We start from the raw sequence: 17,158 nt of genomic DNA on the forward strand, positions 1-17,158 counted from the left end.
TGGCGAGGCGGCCGTAGAGCGACGAATCTAGGGGGAGCTGGTGCCGAACAGTGATGCTGAACGATTGCTGCATGAGTTCCGTAGCAATGCAGACACCGACGTCACCATGTCACTGTTGCGGTCGAACGACGCCCTGTTGCACCTGGCTCTGATGGCGGCGCATCTGGGTAACGGTCAGATTGTCGATGGGGAGACGTTGACCGCGGCCCTCGACGAAGACCTGCCGCGGCTGTTGCGGAGCTACCCCCACGGCGAGGAAGCTGAACTGGTCTCGTTCCCCGACACCGACGCCGTCCTGATCCGATGGACGAAACGGGGATGGGTGCGCAGAACAATCGACCCGGACAGTCGCATCGAGCGCTATCAGCTCACCTCGGGCGCGGCCCAGGCCGTGCGGCAGATGCGCAACCTGAGACGGCGTTCCTCGATCGCCACCGAATCGGCCCTGGCGATGGTCATGATGGAGATCCGGCAGATCGCGACCGAGGCGAACCCCGATGCCGAGTCGCGTCGGATCGCTCTCGACGAGCAGATCGCGCAACTGACGGCCCAGCGTGATGCACTCGACGAGGACATCCCGATCGAGATAAATCAACGTGAACTCATCGACAAGGTCTCTGCGCTGGTGCAACTGATCGAACGGATGCCCTCGGATATCGCACGGTATGGCGAGCAAATGCAGGCCAACACAGCCGAACTGATCCGGCGCACGTTCGCTGACGACCCTGCCGAGTTCGCCGACTCCCTCGAGCGGATGTTCGACGGCCATGACGTAATCAGTGAATCCCCTGAGGGTTTGGCTTTTCGGTCGTTCGCGACTTTGGTGTCACGGCCGTCGCAACGCAGTCAGCTCGAGTCGGACATCGAGGCCATCCTTCATCACCTGGATCAGCTTCCCGGGGATCTCGCTGAGCCGTTGGACGGGTTCATCGACGCGATGTGGAGCCGGATCAGCGAAGTCGAAGACGCCCGCCAAGTCGCATTCCGCCGGATGAACGCATTCGTCCGAAGCGGCGATGCCTTGCACTATCAGGGTATTCGGACACGTATCAGTAACGCGCAGGCCGCTGCCGTGGAGGCATTCAAACGCACCCACGGAGGCCGCGATATCGGGTTCACTGTCCCGATGAGTGGGGTCGACACCTCGTCTGTGGGACGGTTACGGCTGCACGAAGGGGTAGCCGACAAACCCGACCCGCTGGTCGAGATCCCCGACACGCCGGTCGATGTGACCGCAATGGTAGGCCGCGAGTCGATCGACTGGGCTGCGCTTCGCGACGCCGTCAACACAGCTCTGCGTCGACGCGGCGGCCACGCCGACCTGCAGGATGTCCTCACCGAACTGGATCGCCCACGAACAGGTGACGTAGTCGGTCTCTGGTCACTCGGCTCACCCCCAGCACAACCGGACGCCGTTGTCACGGTGGTCGCGCACACCAGCCGCGGACCGCGGGAAATCACCCTGCCGTCTGTGCTGTTCAGCACGCCGATTCCCCAGCCGGTCGAGCGGGCCCACACCGGCTACGCACGCACATTGCGAGCCCAGCAGATGCTATTCGAACCACCCACGAAAGAAGACGAGGATGTCTGAACCCTTCGACGAAGTCTTCGCCGACCTACATACCGGTCTCACCCCCGCGGCTGTCGCGCTGGATCCAGGAGAGGTATTCAACCAGCCGGACCAAGCAGTATCCGGATCGCGCGTCGAACCCGGCCACCATGAGCCGCGCTTCGATGGAGACACCAGCGAACTGGCGCCCGAGGCGTGCTGGACGTTGCAGGCACTGATTACCGCGCCATACGTCAGCGAGGCAGACCGCAAATACTGGTCGTGCGTACTTCAGTACGAAGACATTCTCCGCAGTCGTCTGGCCGAGCTCGGAGTCGTGCTCAAGATCAACCGAGAGCACCGCTACGCCTTCACCGAGCCAGCCGTCGACCCGAGCCCGCACAGCAGAACCATTCTGCGCACGCGAACGCTCAGCCTCGCGGCGAGCGCACTCGTGCTCTACCTGTACCAGCAGTATCTGACGGCACCCGATGACCCGATTGTCACCACTCAGGACATGATCGACCACATGCTGGCCTACAAGCGGCCCGAGGACACCGACGAAGGTAACTTCCACAACAAGATTCGAGCGGCGATCAAAGCACTGGGCGAAGCGGCGATCATCAAACAAGTTCCGGGCACCAACCGCTACGTGATCTACGGCGTGATCACCTCCCTTCTCACCTCCGACCGGATCGAAGCATTGGAGCAACGCTACCGCGCGATCGCATATGCCGAACCATTGCAGGACGCTGACGGCGAGGAGGCGCACGGTGCCTGATCTGCACTCCGCGACAAAGGCCAACACCGCCGGGCGGACCTCCCCGTCCGCCGGTGGGCCACACCACCCGCGCCGCGCGATCCATCTCGGCCAGTACCGTCTGGCCCGGCTGCAGATCGCCAATTGGGGAACCTTCGATGGGTACAAGGACCTGCCTGTTGACGAGCGCGGTGTGTTGTTCACCGGTCCGTCCGGGTCAGGCAAGTCGTCGCTGATGGATGCACACTCTGTGGTTCTGCTACCCACGCACGACCAGCGGTTCAACGCTTCGGCAGATCTGACCGCTCGCGGAGCCAAGCAAGCAACCCGCTCACTTGCCGATTACGTCAGAGGCGCGTGGTCGGAAACCAACGACGAGCACGAGCAATCCCAGGTTCGCTATCTGCGTGCCGGGAAATCGACCTGGTCCGGAATCGCGGCCACCTACGCCGACGGACTCGGTTCCATCACCACGGCAGTAGTCGTCAAATGGTTCGCAGGCGGCGAGGTCGACGGCGGCTCATTGAAAACCATGCACCAGCTCCACCAAGGAGACTTCGACCTGCGGGTGATGGAACAGTGGGCTGCACGCGGCTACGACCTGGCCTGGTACAAGAACAATTACCCGGACACCCACTTCGATACCCAAACCCGCTACACCCTTGAGCTGGCCAAACGGATCGGCCTCGGTACTTCCAAGACCGCGCTGTCTCTGCTGGGCAAGGCAAAAGCGATGAAGAACGTCGGAGATCTCAATCTGTTCATCCGCGAAAACATGCTGGACGAGCCGCCGACCTTTCAGGCAGCGCAGAAAATGGTCAATGCGTTCATACCGCTCAATGAGGCATACAACACCGCAAAACGCGCATTCGACCAGGAACAAGTACTCCGGGAAGTTCCTGAGAACTGGCAGAACTACCAGGCGGCCATCCGCCTGCACAGCCGAGCCGAGTCGCTGTCAGGCATCTCGATGGAGCACTACCTGCGCGGGGTCTACCTGCGGGCCGTCGAAGACGGACTCGACCGCATCGACGATGCCGTGCGGGATACAGATCTCGAACTCGGTAAGCAAACGACCCGCCACGACGACGCGCTCGAGACCTACAAGGCGCTCGACCGGGAGCTCGATCAGAAAGGGGCAGGTCTGCGAGATCTCGAATCGACCCTCAATTTGAGGCGGTCCGAAGCCGAATCGGTTCGGAAGGCACACACCGCGTATACCGCGCTGGTAGGCCAGATCGGGCGACCTGCGCCCGAGTGCCCCGAGGATTTTGCAGCACTCCACGACGAACTCGGCGATATCGCTGACCGGGCACAGGACGAGCTGGACATCAAGAAGCCTCAGCTCCATACGCTTTATGCGGCAGCTGGAGAAGCGAACAACGCATTCCAGGCCCGGAGTGACGAGTTGGCGGCGCTGCGCTCAGCGCGCACGCTGATCCCGGAGCAGCATCGCGCTCGACGCGAGTTGATCGCTCGAGGCGCGGGTGTCTCGACCGATGCCCTGCCGTATGCTGCCGAGTTGATCGACATCGCCGACGGCGAAGAGCTGTGGCGACCGGCCGCGGAGAGGGTGCTACGAAACTTCGGCCTCCGTCTCTTGGTACCCGAAGAACACCAGGATTCGGTCAAACGGTTCATCGATGAGCACGATCTGCGCAGCCTGGTCGAATACCACGTCGTTCCTAATGCGACAACTGTGCCCGCTCGCGTCGAGGCCGACTCCTTGGCGGCGAAACTCACCGTCGACCTCTCTCACCCGTTTACCGGGTGGCTCACTGCACAGCTCGCGCAAAAGTTCGACCATATCTGCGTCGACAACGCACGCGACCTGGACGAATACCCGCGGGCGGTGACCATCCGCGGCACCGTGAAACTGCCGGGAGGCCACTATCGCAAAGACGATCGGGCCGCGGTGACCAGCCCTACCTCCTACATTCTTGGTGGAAACGTCGCCGCGAAACGTCAAGCCCTCGAAGATGAAGTCGCTGCTCTCGAGGAGAAGGCGACACGAACAGCTCACGATGCCGACCAGTTCAACCGCACCGTTACTTCGCTTACAGCCACACGCGAGGCCGCGCGGTCGCTCACCGCATACACCAACTGGAGCGAGATCGATCACCGATCCGCCAGCATGCGAGTCGCAGACCTCAAGCAGCGTATCGAAGAGTTCAAAGCCGACAACATCGGCCTGCATGCATTGCAGAAGCGTCGTGACGACGCCGAGGACCGCTGGAGGAAACTCGTTGCGGCCTGTGCCGCACTTCAGAACAAGCTCAATGAGAACAATGAGCAACAAGAGAAGCTCATCGCGATACTCGATCAGGAACAGCTCAAACCTCACACCATCGACGACCCCGAGGACCGCGCCTACCTGGACGAAATACTCGCTGCCGTCGAAGTTCCGGCAACTGTCGACTCGATGCCACAGGTTCGCAGCGCCTTCCGCAAGGAACTCGAACACCGCCGCGAGAATGCGAACAGCCAACGCATCCTCGCCCACTCGAAGATCAAGGCAGCGATCGCCCGATTCCTCGAGCAATGGCCGGACAGCGCACCCGACATCAGCGGCGACGTCGCGCACAGCGGTGGCGATTTCGCACAGCTACACGCCGACATCGTCGAGCGAAAGCTGCCGGAGGCGATGGACAACTTCCAGCGCATGATCAGCGAGAACATGGTGCCGTCCATCAGCCTGCTGCACGGCACCATCGAAAAGGCCACCAACGACATCAGAACGCGCATCGACATGGTCAACGCCGGCCTCAAACGCGTGGAATTCGACCCCGGAACCCACCTCCAAATCGTACGCAAGACAAACGAACCCGCTGAGGCGAAGGAGTTCCGCAACCAAGTCGATACCCTGTTGAGGGACGCAGCAACCACTCGCGGTGATCGCAGCCGTTTGATACAGCAAGTACACAGAATCCGCGACCTGATGGCACGCTTCACCGGGACCGACACTGAAGCACGACGCTGGCGAACCAACGTACTCGACGTCCGCAACAGCTTCACCTTCTACGGCCGTGAAGAAAACAACAACGGAGAGACCACCAAGGCATATCGCAACACCGCCTCCAACTCCGGCGGCGAACAAGAAAAACTGGTTGCCTTCTGTCTCGCAGCCGCATTGAGCTACAACCTCGCAGACCGTGACTCCGACGGACGACCAACCTTCGCGCCGCTCATGCTCGACGAAGCATTCAGCAAATCCGACGAGACCTTCGCACAGCAAGCATTGGCAGCGTTCGAGGAGTTCGGCTTCCAACTGATCATGGCTGCGCCGATTCGGATGTCCGGGATCGTCGAACCATTCATCGGGCAAGCCGTGCTCGTCGACAAACATGTCACCGCAACAGAAGCTTGCTCGACCGCGCAAATCGCTACCTTCGGCGAACTCCTCACACGCAGGATGAGCGAGCAGTACGAGGCGGCCCGTGAGTCCGCGTGAACACCGCAAGTCCCGGAAAGGTTGAGCGATGCGCCATCCCGATGACATCGAGCGCGACATACGAGAGCGATTCGACCGCGACTACCCCGATTGGGCCCGCGGAAAAGGATCGTGGCCGCTTCGAATCAACCTGAAGCCACCGACCAGAGCCGAACGATCCGAGAACCCCGTCGCATGCCATGCCTGGGCCGACGACTGGGCACGCTACAGCGGACCTGGGGTACTCGACTATGCCAATGCCCGCTTCCCCACCGGCATCCACAGCATGCCCAAGACACTGACGTTCAGCTCACCCGGAGCGGCTGCCACCGCCGTTCCCGACACGCAGGCGATATGGCGCCGCTGCGGCACGCGGCTGACCGAACTCGCACGGACCTTTCCCGGGGCACAATTCGACCGCATCATCCGCCGTCTCACTGACCTACCCGACCAGGACTATGAATGTCTGTCCTCGACCGCACGCTGGATTGCCGATAACCCCACCTCCGGCATGCTGCTCCGCCAGCTGCCGATCGAAGGAATCAACACCAAATGGCTCGCCCGCCACGCCACACTGCTGCTGGCACTCCTCGGTGATGAACAACCCCGCGAGGACCTCGAGTACGAACCATCCGACGAGCAGAACGCAGACGACGACGCTCCGGTGTCCCGACGCATCCAACTACACCAACGCCTCGGATTGCGCATCCCGCCCTACCTTGTACAGGTCGCGGTCATCGATCCCGTACTCCGTCAACAGCTCGCCGGTATGCGGCATTTCGCCGCCGGTGTCGATGACCTCAACCAATGGCCTCGAACGCCGGACACCGTCGTGATCCTCGAAAACAAGGAAACCGGCTACGCGATCACCGATGACCACCCTGGAACTGTTGTGCTTCACGGCGCGGGGTTCAGCGTCGCTCACTATGCCCGAATCGCATGGGTCCGTTCGGCACGTAAGGTGATCTACTGGGGCGACATAGATCTACCGGGCCTTGCGTTCATCAGTGACCTGCGAGGACTCGGTGTTCGCGCCGACACCGTACACATGGATCTCGCAACTCTCGACCGGTTCCGCCACCTCGCCGTCGAAGGGGCGACTGCGACGCGGATCGATTTACCGCACCTCACCAACTCGGAACGGCGCCTCTATGAACATCTCCTCGACCACGCAGCCAACCACCAAACGGGCCTACTCCTCGAACAGGAACGTATCGCGTGGGATCACGCATACGAAGTTCTTGCCGATGCCATCCGATCGTGAGGGCGATTCCCGATCTCGCGATTCACTCCTTGAACCGCCCTGGACTGGGTGGGGTCTCCAAGGGACCCAGGCGGTTCAGATCGCTCGGTGCCGTATCCCGGGTCGACGACAACTACCCGGCGCCCCCGGCTACACCGGGTCCGGCCTTCGGGGAAAGTTCGCCCTGCCCGACCAGCGCCGTGACGGCGGATTTCATCGTGTTGTGTCCAGGAGATCACTGCTGACATTGTCGGATTGGCAGGGCGACGGGTTGCCTTGAGTGCTGCGGTGATGTCGCCGGGTAGTGCGGAACCAGGTACTGCGTGCCTTGTGTCCGGGTAGGCGGCCTGCCCTGAGTTGCTGTTCGTACCAGCGGCGCGACTTCCGCACTGCGCGTGCACCAACGGAAACGGGATAGGTCGGCTCATGCGGCAGAGGTGGCGCCGACTGTGCCCGCCTTGGCGTGGTCAGCTCCGGGTCATTGTCCACAATGCACTCCGGCGGCAGGGTGATGTCGTGGCAGTGCCGCCCGCAGACTGCCGGGGCGGGCTGAGCGCGGCGGCGTGGCTGCCACACATCACATTTCGGAAGTCAGACATGGAAGATTCCTCTCATTCATTATGTGCAATTCCGTGGCGTTGTATAGCAAATCGCGGCGGCGAAGGCCCCAAGCGGTCAGTTTATGGTCCGGCCCGAACGCGACGCGAGCTTATGGATGGCGTGCCATTAGATAGCTGGAAGGCGATCTAGGCGGGCGCAGACGGTGGCGGCGGGGTCGGGATCGTCGGCTTGAGACGTGTGTGGTTCTCACGGCGGATCCGAAGGCTATGGGCGTGTCGCTTCGGCGTGTCGCGAACCTGTCAACGGGTGATGTATCGCGGGTCCGGAGTAGGGCTTTCGGATCGCGGTGACGAGCAACACGTGCTCGGTTTGGGTGACGTTAGAGATGCTGAGGCTGTACGACACGGGGTCTCCAGATGCGGGGTCTCGGAGGTGTAGTAGGTCGGCGGTGTCGCGGCCGTAGGCGACGCGGAGGCTCGAGATCCACAAGTCGACGAACTCTGGGATATGTCCCAGGACCTGGATGAAGTGCAGGGCTTGCGCTGAGTCACGGTATCGGCCGAGGATGGGTTTGCTCGAAGCGACCGCGTGGGTGGCCTCGCTGGGCCAGTCGAGGAAGACGTCTCTGGCGGCCGGGCTGAACAGCCAGGCAGCGATCAGCCCGGTTTCCGTCAGTCCTGGCACCGCAGCTCGAAAGGATTCGTTGCAGGCCAGCAGGTTCCAGAACGGATCGAGGTAGGCGGCCAAGACGCCGCGTTCATCGAGGTCGCGCAGATGAGCGATCGCGTCCGTCTTCTCGCGCACGCACTGACGCAGGTAGTCGGTTGGCGGAAGTTCGTCGGCGGGGGCCCGAAGTTCGCGTAGGTGCCGCGCCATCAACGGGTCGACCTCGTAGCCGGCGATTATCCGATCGACTGTTTGGAGGGTGGGTGGACGGCCTTCCTCGATCTGCTGGAGGCGGGATCTGGAGATTCCGAGGCGAGGGAAGGCGTTGGTAAGAGACAGCTTCCGATCCTCGCGGATCAGTCGGCAGGTGCTGCCGAAGGTCGGGATGGCGACCAGTGGTCTGGGTCTTCTGATGATTGGTGATCGGCGTGTGGGATTCTGGCCCATGCCAGTTCCCCCCTTTTCCAATTGTCTTCCGTCACAGGACTAGTAGCGATACGATAAGCGGTTACCCCCGGGATGATGCTTCGTTCCTACCAGACCAGGTAGCGCCCCGGCAAGGGCTTTCGGTCCCGTAGCTCGCCCAGCGATAGCTGGCCCAGACGCACGTCGCGCATGCCCACCTCGCCTGTTTCGGCTGGTGCTCGTAGGGGCGTACCGAAAAATCGGTACGACAGTTGGCTCGTCAAATCATCGGCAAACGCCCTGGATACGGCGTGTATCGCTGTGATGAAAGGAAACGTACCGATTAATCGGTACGCCAGAACCCTAGCGCTCCAACACCTTTCGTGGTTTGGATAGAAGAGCAAGTCCGAACCGCCTGAAAGGAAACTATTTTGGATCCCTTCGTGATTCTCGGTTGGGTGAACGCCGGTTTGTCGGTGCTGTCAAACGGCCTGGCCGTGGCAGCGCAGGCGCTGGCGCTCGCTCTGCCCTTCATCTGACGCAAGCACCCTGAGAAGTGTTCTCCCAGAGGCAAAGTCGCCTCTGGGAGCCGCAAATACCGCGCGGCCCTCGCGCATTCACCGATTCCAAAACCCCAATTCCTCCCTATGATGAAAAGGGATTATTTCGCATGCCCAAATACGGAAAGTCGAGCGCCAGTCGCGTGCTGCTGGCCGGTGCGGTTCCGATGGCCATGGTGATCGCCGCGGCCGGAGCGGCCAGCGCCGCCACCGACACCGCAGCGGTGATCGCCGACCAGCCCGGGGTGACCGGGCCCGCGCAGCCCGGTACGACGCCGCCCCCGGCGCCACCCGCCCCGCCGGTACCGGAACCGGAACCCGCGCCGCAACCACCACCGCCGCCGGTCGTCTACTACTCCCAGCCGCCGCAGGTCCGCAACGAAGCCCCCTCACGCCCGGCCCCGCCGCCGGACGCGCCGGTCGAGCCGATCCGGATCGAGGAACTGCACCTGCCCGAGCCGGTGCCGCCGGTCGCGCCGATCGAAGCGCCGGAGAACACCATCCGCATCGGCCAATGGCAGACCCCACGCCCCGAATGGGTCCCCCCGCACTGCGCGGAGGTCATCAACGACGCCGCCGCGGCTGCCGAGGCGCAGGTCGCGACCGCACTGGACTCGATCGGCATCCCGGCGGGGCGCTCGGACCGAGTCAGCGGCGCCACCCTCGCCGGCGCCGGGATCGGCGGCGCGGCAGGCGCGACCCTGGCCGGGGTACCCGTAGGCACCGCCGGCGCGGTCGTAGGCGGCTTGATCGGCGGAACTATCGGCGGAATTGCCGGAGCCGCGCTCGGCACCTTCGTCCCGGTACCGGTGATCGGGACCGTCACTTCAGGGGTTGCCGGGACTGCGATCGGTGCCGCCGCCGGTGCCGCTGCCGGTGCCGCGGTCATCGGTGTCCCGGCCGCAGCGGTCGGTGCGGTCGCCGGTGGCACTGTCGGTGCGGGGTTCGGTGCCGGAGTAGGGGTCGGCCAGCCATGAACACCTCGACCAACGCCCGCGCCCGCGCTGCTGCGGCTGCCGCTGCGGTGATGGCCGCCGTCGGCCTGGCCGCGGCGACGACCAGCACCGGCCCTGTTTCGGCGGTGCCGATTGGGCCGGGCTGCCCGGCACTGTATGTGCTGGGAATTCAAGGCACCGGCCAGTCGTCGCCGACTGCGGATCCGTTGGCTGACACCGGTGTGGTCGGTGCTTTGATCGCGCCGGTGTTGTCGGCAGCGCCGGGGTTGGTGCAGCGCAGCTACATCCCTTATGGCGCCGGATTCGGCGGCGCGGTCCCCGGCGGCGGGCCAGACCCGTATGTGGCGTCGGTGAGCGACGCGCGCGCCCAGCTAGATGCCGCCGTCACCCAGATCGCCGAACAATGCCCCGCGACGATGATCGCCGGGATCGGCTATTCCCAAGGTGCACAAGCGATGTCGTCCTTCGCCGCTGACGTCGGCGCCGGAGTCGGACCAGTCGAACCCGACCGTATCGCCGGTATCGCGTTGTACGCGCACGCCGACCGCGCGATCGGTGCTCCGATCTTCCCGGGCCGCCCTGGTCAGACGGTGCCCGACCCCGTACCGGGGACCAGCGGGGTCGCGGTGTCGGCGGTGCAGATCACCAACCCGCCCGCCGCGGGTGGCGGTATCGCCGACGGTGCGACCAGCTACGGCGCGTTGACGGGGCGGGTGGCCGACATCTGTGTGGATGGGGACCTGGCCTGCTCGGCGCCGGACCGTGCCGCGCTGCTGCGTGTGGGGGCCGAGATCGCCGCCCAAGCCGACCTGCGCGACCCGATCGCCGCGATCGGCTCCCTCAACGCGCTGCTCCACGCAGCGCTCGGTGATGCGTGGACCACGGTGATACTCAACGACTTTCAGGTCGGTAGCGGCAACGTCGACTACGCCCCGCAGCTGCCGCTGGCTGGGCGGTTGATCGACGCCGCCGACCCCCGCACCCACTCCCGGTGACGTTGGTGCGGCGGCGGCGCGATGGAACGAGGTCACCGCCACCGTCGCCGCGAACCCGCTCGGGTTGCTGCCCAAACTCGCCGGACAGCTCGGCGCGGCGTGGGGACAGCTGGTCGCCGACAACGCCGACCTCGTCAATCCGGCGATCTGGCTGCGCTACGCCGACACCGTCGCCCGCCACAACGGCTACGCCCTGACCGGACAACTCAACTCCGGCGTCGCGTGGATGGTCGCCGCCGCTCACGACATCGCAGGAACCCGCCGATGACCAACCCAACCGAACCCCTCCCAGTCAACGAGGTCGACGACTTCTTCACCGGCAGCCAGATCGGCTTCGACCCCCGTCCCGGCGACATTCTGCGCCGCCGCAGCATCGAACTCACCGACATGGACGAAGCCGGACGAGCGTGGCAGCTCGTTTACGCCACCCGTACTGGTTTCTCCGCACCCATCCCCGCCTCCGGCACGGTCATCACCCCCGTGAGCGCCGAACGGGGCGGTCCCGGTCCAATGCTGGTGTACTGCCCGTCGTTTCACGGTCTCGGCGGAGGCTGCGCACCCTCGCGCCTCTTGGCCGACGGCGCCGAACCCGAAGCGGTGTTCATCTCCGCGGCCCTGGCCCGCGGGTGGACGGTCGCGATCGCTGACGGGATCGGCCTCGGGATGACCCGATTGGGGCCGCACCAGTTTCTGGCCGGTCGCGCCGCCGCGCACGCGGTGCTCGACCTCGCCCGCGCCGTGCGCGTGCTCCCCGAACTCGACGCGGTCGACGTGCCGCTGGTCGTGTGGGGATACGCCGACGGCGGGCGGGCGGCGGTGTGGGCGGCCGAACAACAGCCCACCTACGCCCCCGACCTGGACCTGCGTGGTGTCGCGGCGGGGGCGGTCGTCGCCGATCCCGGGGCCTTGGTGCTCGGGCTCGACGGCGGGGCGTGGGCGGGGCTGGCGTTGGCCGGACTCACCGGGCTAGGGCGCGCGTACGCGCATCTGCCAGCCGCTCACATCCTCACCGACGACGGCGAGCAGGCGGTGGAAGCGGCCAGTGGCATGAACCTGGCTGGACTGCTGGGCACCTATCGCGACGTGCCGCTGGGGCGGTGGTGCGAACGCCCGGATCCGTGGAACGACCCGATCTGGCGATATGTGCTCGGCAACGAAACCTGTGGCCGCGCAACACCGTTGGCGCCAGTGCATCTCTACCACGGCACCCAAGACACTCTCGTCCCCGTCGGCATGGGCCGCGGGCTGTTCACCGAATACCGCGCCCTCGGCGTGGACCTGTCCTGGCGCGAATACCCGACCGCGCACCGCGACACCGCCCAAGCCGGAGCCAGCGAGGCCATCGCTCGATTGGCCAGCTACCTGCTGCGCCGCCCCACCACCCGCTCGGCCCCGCAGACAACCTGAATCGCCTGCCCGCACCCGGGACCCCTCGCCGGGGTGCGGGCAGGCAACCCCATCGAGATCGAGGTAATCACCGTGTACCGCAGAAACTTTCAACCTACGACCAGGCGACTACTTCGCCGTGTTCTGGCGGTGGTGGTGAGCTCTGCTGCGATCTCGACGACGGTCCTCGGCAGTGCCCACGCCGACCCTGATGTGCCGATGGGCAAAACCTGCCCAAGCCTGTATGTCCTGGGCGTCCAGGGCGGGCAAGAGTCCTCGCCAGGTGTCGCGTCCACCAGCGACTCTGGTGCGTTGGGGCAGGTCTTCGGGCCGATGGCCGCTGTCGCAGGCGAGCTCGTCCAACGGGCCTATGTCCCCTACGGCCGCGAATCTGGCCGTGCCCAGCCACCGTACGACGAAGCGGTCACCGCGGCGGCGGAGCAGCTCGAGGAGATGGCGACCGAGGTCCTCACCCGCTGCCCGAACACCAAGATCGCCGCCGCTGGCTACGCCCACGGCGCACCTGCCGTATCGACTTTCGCCCACCGAGTCGGCACCGGTATCGCGAGGGTCGGTGCGGACCAAGTCGCGGCGATCGCGTTGCTGGCCAACCCCGCCCGGGCAGCGAGCACCGCGGTGCTGCCGGGATCCGGATCGACTACACCATCCCCGGCGCCCGGCACGGCGGGGGAAAAGGTCTCGGCGATCGCCCTGACGAGCCCCGCCTTGTCCGGGGCTGGGATCACCGCCGCGCCGCAGGCGCCCGGGTACGGCGCGCTGACCGGACGGGTCGCCGACCTGTGCGTTCCCGGCGATGCCACCTGTGACACCCCGACCGGCTCGCTGTTGGCGAGAACGGTCGCCAACATCGCCGCCCGATCCGACCTGCGCGACCCGATCTCGGCGATTTCCACTGTCGCGCAGTTGCTTTCGGCAACCATTTACACCACTGCGGTAGGTGTGGTCAACGAGGACCTGAGCGGTACCAGCTTGGACCAACTGTCCTACCAACCAGCCAAAACTCTCGGTGAGCGCATCGCGCAAGCCTCCCAGCCGAATTCCACACCACCCGGGCCGCACGAAGCGTTGGCCGCGCTGTTCAGAATCGGAAGTATCGGCCTGAACGCCGTGATCTCGGTGGCGCAGAAGGTGTTCACCCCGACGACGGTCGCGGAGCTGGCCACCGTTGGTTTGGCCAGTCCATGGGCGGCGGTTGCGACGCTGGGAGCCAAACTCGCGGGCGCGGTGGTGGAGTTGGTGCCACCGCAGACAGCCAGCCGCTGGATCAACGACGCCTTCACCGCGATCACCTCCACGATCACCGACCCCCGTGAGCTCTACACCCTGTCCGCCTCAGCCCAGTACAGCGACACCACCGGCCGCCACGGCTCCTACCGCAGTGTTCCCGCCACACCGGCGGGCCGCTCGACCTTCGCGGTGACCGCGGACTGGTTCACCGCCGCAGCCCGCGACCTCGCCGCCACAACCTCGGGGTCGGGTGCCGCCACGCCGAAACCGCTTTCCCGCGCCACCACGTCCACACCATCCCACTCGACTAGCAGCGCGCCCGCGGCGACGTCCACCCCGCCGGGCGGGCCCTGAACCCCTTCGGGCGGAGAACCGATCAGCCGTCTCGGGCCCGCGAGCGCTGATTACCCCGGCACTTCCGCCCGAAGGGCCCCACCGTCCCCCCCGAACACCGAACGCCGAGGAGGTGACCACCAGCCATGGCCGACATCCCCACACCGTACCCGCAAACCGACATATCTCCCCAGCACGGCTTGGGATGGATCGAACGCACCGAACCGGCTGTCCTACAAGCGGTTCCCACCGACGACAGCACAGAGGACGCCGACGGTGGCGGAAGCGAGTGGCGGTGGGTGGCACACCCACCCACCGCTGCGCCTGCTGCCCCCAGCGGTGTCCGCACCACCTGGATGCCGCGGCGTGTATGGCTGATTCTGCTGACCGCGCTCAGTGTGGCCGCGGTGCTCGTTGTCGCCGGGATCGTCTCGATCGCCGACCGTGATTACACGCCCGCGATGATCCCGACGCTGACAGCGAGCCCGCCGACCACCACTACATCGGCTGCGGCCGGGGCGTGCGCGGGCCTTTCCGGGCAGACCGTCACCGACGGCCAAGGGGACACCCATAGCCAGGCGGGGGTGATCGCGGCGTTCGAACACGCCTACTACGTGCAACGCAACGCCGAGGCCGCGCTGCGGCTGATCGCACCGGAAGTCGGAATCATCCCCGAGGCATTAGCCGCCGGTATCGCCTCCATCCCGCCGGGCACCGTGCACTGCGTGGCGATCACCCCGATCGCCGACGGTGCCGCCGACGTGCATCTCGTCGAGCTGCATCCAGACGGGCAGCGCATCGACTACCTGCAACTGATCAACGTCGGCCACAACCCAGACGGTGCCACGGTGATCACCAACGTCCAGAAGCGGGGCTGAACCATGGCCGCACCGCTGCACCTGCACACCACCGGCGACCACACCTCGCAACCCGGCGCGGACCGCCGCTTCGATCCCGACACGATCACCGCACCCGCAGCCGAGCGCAGAGCGCCGGTCCGTGAGGAGCCGCTGCCCACGACTGGAGCGCATCCGCCACTGTTCGCAGTGCTCGGCGCCCACGGCGGCGCGGGGACCTCGACCTTGGCGCGATGGTGGGCCCCGGCGGCCGACACCGGCCGTGCCTGGCCTGCTTCACCTGCGACCACTCAGCGGGTCCTCGTGGCGGCCCGACTGTGCATGCCGGGTCTCACTGCCGCGGCCGAGCGGTTGCGGGAATGGCATGTCGGGCTGGCGCCTGACGGTGTCACCGTCATCGGCTTGGTGCTGTCGGCGGCGCGGCCGGGGAAGGTTCCCGCCGCGGTGCGCCGCTACCGCGACGTCGTCGCCGAGCTGGTGGAGACGGTGTATGAGATCGGCTGGCACGACGAGTTGGTCGTGCGGGAACTGGGCGAGCTGGCGCAGCACCTCCCCTTCGACCCGCCGCCGCGCAGGCGGCGGCACGCTCGGCTGAGCGAAGCGGTCCCCGACGACGTGCACACCGCGGGCACGCAGATCATCACCCACCTGGTCGCCACCCGTACAACTGCTGCGGCACAACCCGATTCGGAGCACACGTCATGACCACTGCCTCCGCGGTCGGCGAGACGCTGACCGTTCTCGCCCAGGAAATCAGGATCACCCCCACTGAACCGCCTGGGGCTCCGCAGCTGCTCAACCTGGTCAACTACTTGTCCTGGATTGTCATGCTCGCCGGGATCGCCTCGCTGATATACGCGGGCGGGAAATTTGGGTGGGAACGCTTCCACGGCGGGGCGGTCGAATCTCCCAAGATCATCCTCGGCGCTCTGGTCGGCGGCATCATCGCCACCGGCGCCGGCGGGATCATGAACGCCGTCGTCACCGGAGGCGCATAACCCCATGCCCGCCAACCGGAACCATCCCCACCTAAATACAGCCACGCGGTACGCAGCACGCAGCCCCGGCCAGAGTTTTCCTTGCGTAGCGATCGGCTCACCTGGACCGGCCACACGCGTAGAGGTCGAGCAGGTGAATATGGCTGCCGCGGACGGGATCTCGCTGTCGGCGACGCGACTTGGGCCGGTCTTGTCCCCGGCGAGCGTGGTCTACATTCCCGGACTGCTCACCGACTCCACCTACTGGACGCCGCTGACCGCCCACCTGCACGCTCGCCTCGACGGCGGCATCACCCAGATCGTCTACTCGCGCCCGCAACGCCACCTCTACGATCGGCACCACGCGCGTTCAGCCGTGCCGGTGCTGGTCGAGGACCTCGACACGATCCTGACCCTCGCCCACGGTGCGGTGATCCTGGTCGCGCACTCGGCCGGATCGCTCCTGGTGAGTGCCTGGGCTCAGCACTACCCGCGCCGGGCTGGCGCATTGGCGGGACTGGTCCTGCTCAACCCGTGGCCAGACCTTCGCGACGTCACCGCGCTGCTCGAGGCCCACGGTGCCCGTGGGGCTCGACGGCGCGAACATCTCCTGCTCGCCGAGCTGACCAGCAACCTCTACGACCCACCCAACGGTGGTCTGCCCCGCTGCAGCCGCATCGACACGAGCAAGGCAGACGTCGATGCCCTCGGCACCGCGCTGAGCGCCTACCAGGGAACCCCGTTCGGTGACGAGGTGGTCAGCGTCCTACGCAGGATCCCCACCTGGGTGTTGGCCGGGCAATCGGATCCGATCATCGCCCCGCGCCGAGCACAGTGGTTGGCCGAGCGTCTGTGGGCCGACTACGACGCCATCCATGGTGCCGGGCACTCCCTGCCGCACGTCGACCCCGCCCGAGCTGCCGAACCGATCCTGGCCGCACTTGAGGTCGCCTACCGCGACCACCAACACGGGAGAACGCCATGGTGATCGCCGAACCCCTTCCCGCGCAGGTCCTTTCGCCGTTGACGCAGCTGCTGGGCTGGCTGGCATGGCTGGTACTGCTGCTGTGCATCGCTCGCGCGGTCTGGGTCGCCGGGCTGCTCGCGATCCGCAGCTACCGCGAAGAAAGCCTCGAAGGACTCCTCGGCGCACTGCTCGGAGCGGCCCTCCTCGGCGCCGCCAGCTCGATCGCCCTCGCCGTGCTCCCCATTTGACTTGCCTACCAGGAGAA

15 protein-coding genes are annotated in these 17,158 nt (G+C 65.6%); 14 read left to right on the plus strand and 1 reads right to left on the minus strand.

Annotated features, from left to right (window positions below; translation table 11 throughout):
• Nucleotides 1-40 precede the first annotated feature (40 nt).
• From ABZV58_RS28605 to ABZV58_RS28620, 4 genes are read left to right on the plus strand one after another with little or no spacing between them, the layout of a single operon-like run.
• Entirely contained in the window at nt 41-1,591 is a 1,551-nt protein-coding gene (locus ABZV58_RS28605; RefSeq protein WP_355003276.1) for a DUF3375 family protein, read from the plus strand.
• Nucleotides 1,584-2,330: a DUF4194 domain-containing protein gene (locus ABZV58_RS28610; protein ID WP_355003277.1), complete on the plus strand. Its 747-nt coding sequence runs from the start codon at nt 1,584-1,586 to the stop codon at nt 2,328-2,330. The genes ABZV58_RS28605 and ABZV58_RS28610 overlap by 8 nt, the downstream gene beginning before the upstream one ends.
• Nucleotides 2,323-5,760 carry an SbcC/MukB-like Walker B domain-containing protein gene (locus tag ABZV58_RS28615; RefSeq protein WP_355003278.1) on the plus strand — a complete coding sequence of 1,146 codons (3,438 nt, stop codon included), beginning with the start codon at nt 2,323-2,325 and terminating at the stop codon, nt 5,758-5,760. Before ABZV58_RS28610 ends, ABZV58_RS28615 begins: the two co-directional genes overlap by 8 nt.
• 28 nt (nt 5,761-5,788) lie before the next feature.
• Nucleotides 5,789-7,003 carry a Wadjet anti-phage system protein JetD domain-containing protein gene (locus tag ABZV58_RS28620; protein WP_355003279.1) on the plus strand — a complete coding sequence of 405 codons (1,215 nt, stop codon included), beginning with the start codon at nt 5,789-5,791 and terminating at the stop codon, nt 7,001-7,003.
• Between the two features lie 804 nt (nt 7,004-7,807).
• Here ABZV58_RS28620 and ABZV58_RS28625 read toward each other — a convergent pair.
• Entirely contained in the window at nt 7,808-8,656 is an 849-nt protein-coding gene (locus tag ABZV58_RS28625; protein WP_355003280.1) for a helix-turn-helix domain-containing protein, read from the minus strand.
• Nucleotides 8,657-9,284: 628 nt separating this feature from the next.
• Here ABZV58_RS28625 and ABZV58_RS28630 point away from each other — a divergent pair.
• The 10 genes from ABZV58_RS28630 to ABZV58_RS28675 all read left to right on the plus strand — a co-directional run bounded on the left by ABZV58_RS28630 (nt 9,285) and on the right by ABZV58_RS28675 (nt 17,141).
• Nucleotides 9,285-10,151, plus strand: a complete 867-nt coding sequence (locus ABZV58_RS28630) for a hypothetical protein (protein ID WP_355003281.1) — start codon at nt 9,285-9,287, stop codon at nt 10,149-10,151.
• Nucleotides 10,148-11,125, plus strand: coding sequence for a cutinase family protein (locus tag ABZV58_RS28635; RefSeq protein WP_355003282.1), 978 nt, complete (start codon nt 10,148-10,150; stop codon nt 11,123-11,125). Before ABZV58_RS28630 ends, ABZV58_RS28635 begins: the two co-directional genes overlap by 4 nt.
• A 64-nt stretch (nt 11,126-11,189) precedes the next feature.
• Nucleotides 11,190-11,393, plus strand: coding sequence for a hypothetical protein (locus tag ABZV58_RS28640; protein WP_355003283.1), 204 nt, complete (start codon nt 11,190-11,192; stop codon nt 11,391-11,393).
• Nucleotides 11,390-12,532, plus strand: coding sequence for a lipase family protein (locus tag ABZV58_RS28645; protein ID WP_355003284.1), 1,143 nt, complete (start codon nt 11,390-11,392; stop codon nt 12,530-12,532). The genes ABZV58_RS28640 and ABZV58_RS28645 overlap by 4 nt, the downstream gene beginning before the upstream one ends.
• Nucleotides 12,533-12,664: 132 nt before the next feature.
• Nucleotides 12,665-14,113 (plus strand): cutinase family protein, encoded by a 1,449-nt coding sequence (locus ABZV58_RS28650; RefSeq protein ID WP_355003285.1) that lies wholly within the window; start codon nt 12,665-12,667, stop codon nt 14,111-14,113.
• A gap of 125 nt (nt 14,114-14,238) precedes the next feature.
• The gene (locus tag ABZV58_RS28655) at nt 14,239-14,970 is read left to right on the plus strand and encodes a hypothetical protein (RefSeq protein ID WP_355003286.1); all 732 of its coding nucleotides are present in this window, start codon (nt 14,239-14,241) and stop codon (nt 14,968-14,970) included.
• A 3-nt stretch (nt 14,971-14,973) separates the two neighbouring features.
• Nucleotides 14,974-15,654, plus strand: a complete 681-nt coding sequence (locus ABZV58_RS28660; protein WP_355003287.1) for a hypothetical protein — start codon at nt 14,974-14,976, stop codon at nt 15,652-15,654.
• On the plus strand, nt 15,651-15,947 hold the full coding sequence (locus ABZV58_RS28665; RefSeq protein WP_355003288.1) for a hypothetical protein: 297 nt from the start codon (nt 15,651-15,653) through the stop codon (nt 15,945-15,947). Before ABZV58_RS28660 ends, ABZV58_RS28665 begins: the two co-directional genes overlap by 4 nt.
• A gap of 139 nt (nt 15,948-16,086) precedes the next feature.
• A complete protein-coding gene (locus tag ABZV58_RS28670) occupies nt 16,087-16,914 on the plus strand; it encodes an alpha/beta fold hydrolase (RefSeq protein ID WP_355003289.1) in 828 nt (275 codons plus the stop codon).
• Nucleotides 16,908-17,141: a hypothetical protein gene (locus ABZV58_RS28675; protein WP_355003290.1), complete on the plus strand. Its 234-nt coding sequence runs from the start codon at nt 16,908-16,910 to the stop codon at nt 17,139-17,141. The genes ABZV58_RS28670 and ABZV58_RS28675 overlap by 7 nt, the downstream gene beginning before the upstream one ends.
• Nucleotides 17,142-17,158 lie beyond the last annotated feature (17 nt).

The organism is Nocardia sp. NPDC004654 (genome assembly GCF_040609595.1).
Lineage (GTDB): Bacteria > Actinomycetota > Actinomycetes > Mycobacteriales > Mycobacteriaceae > Nocardia.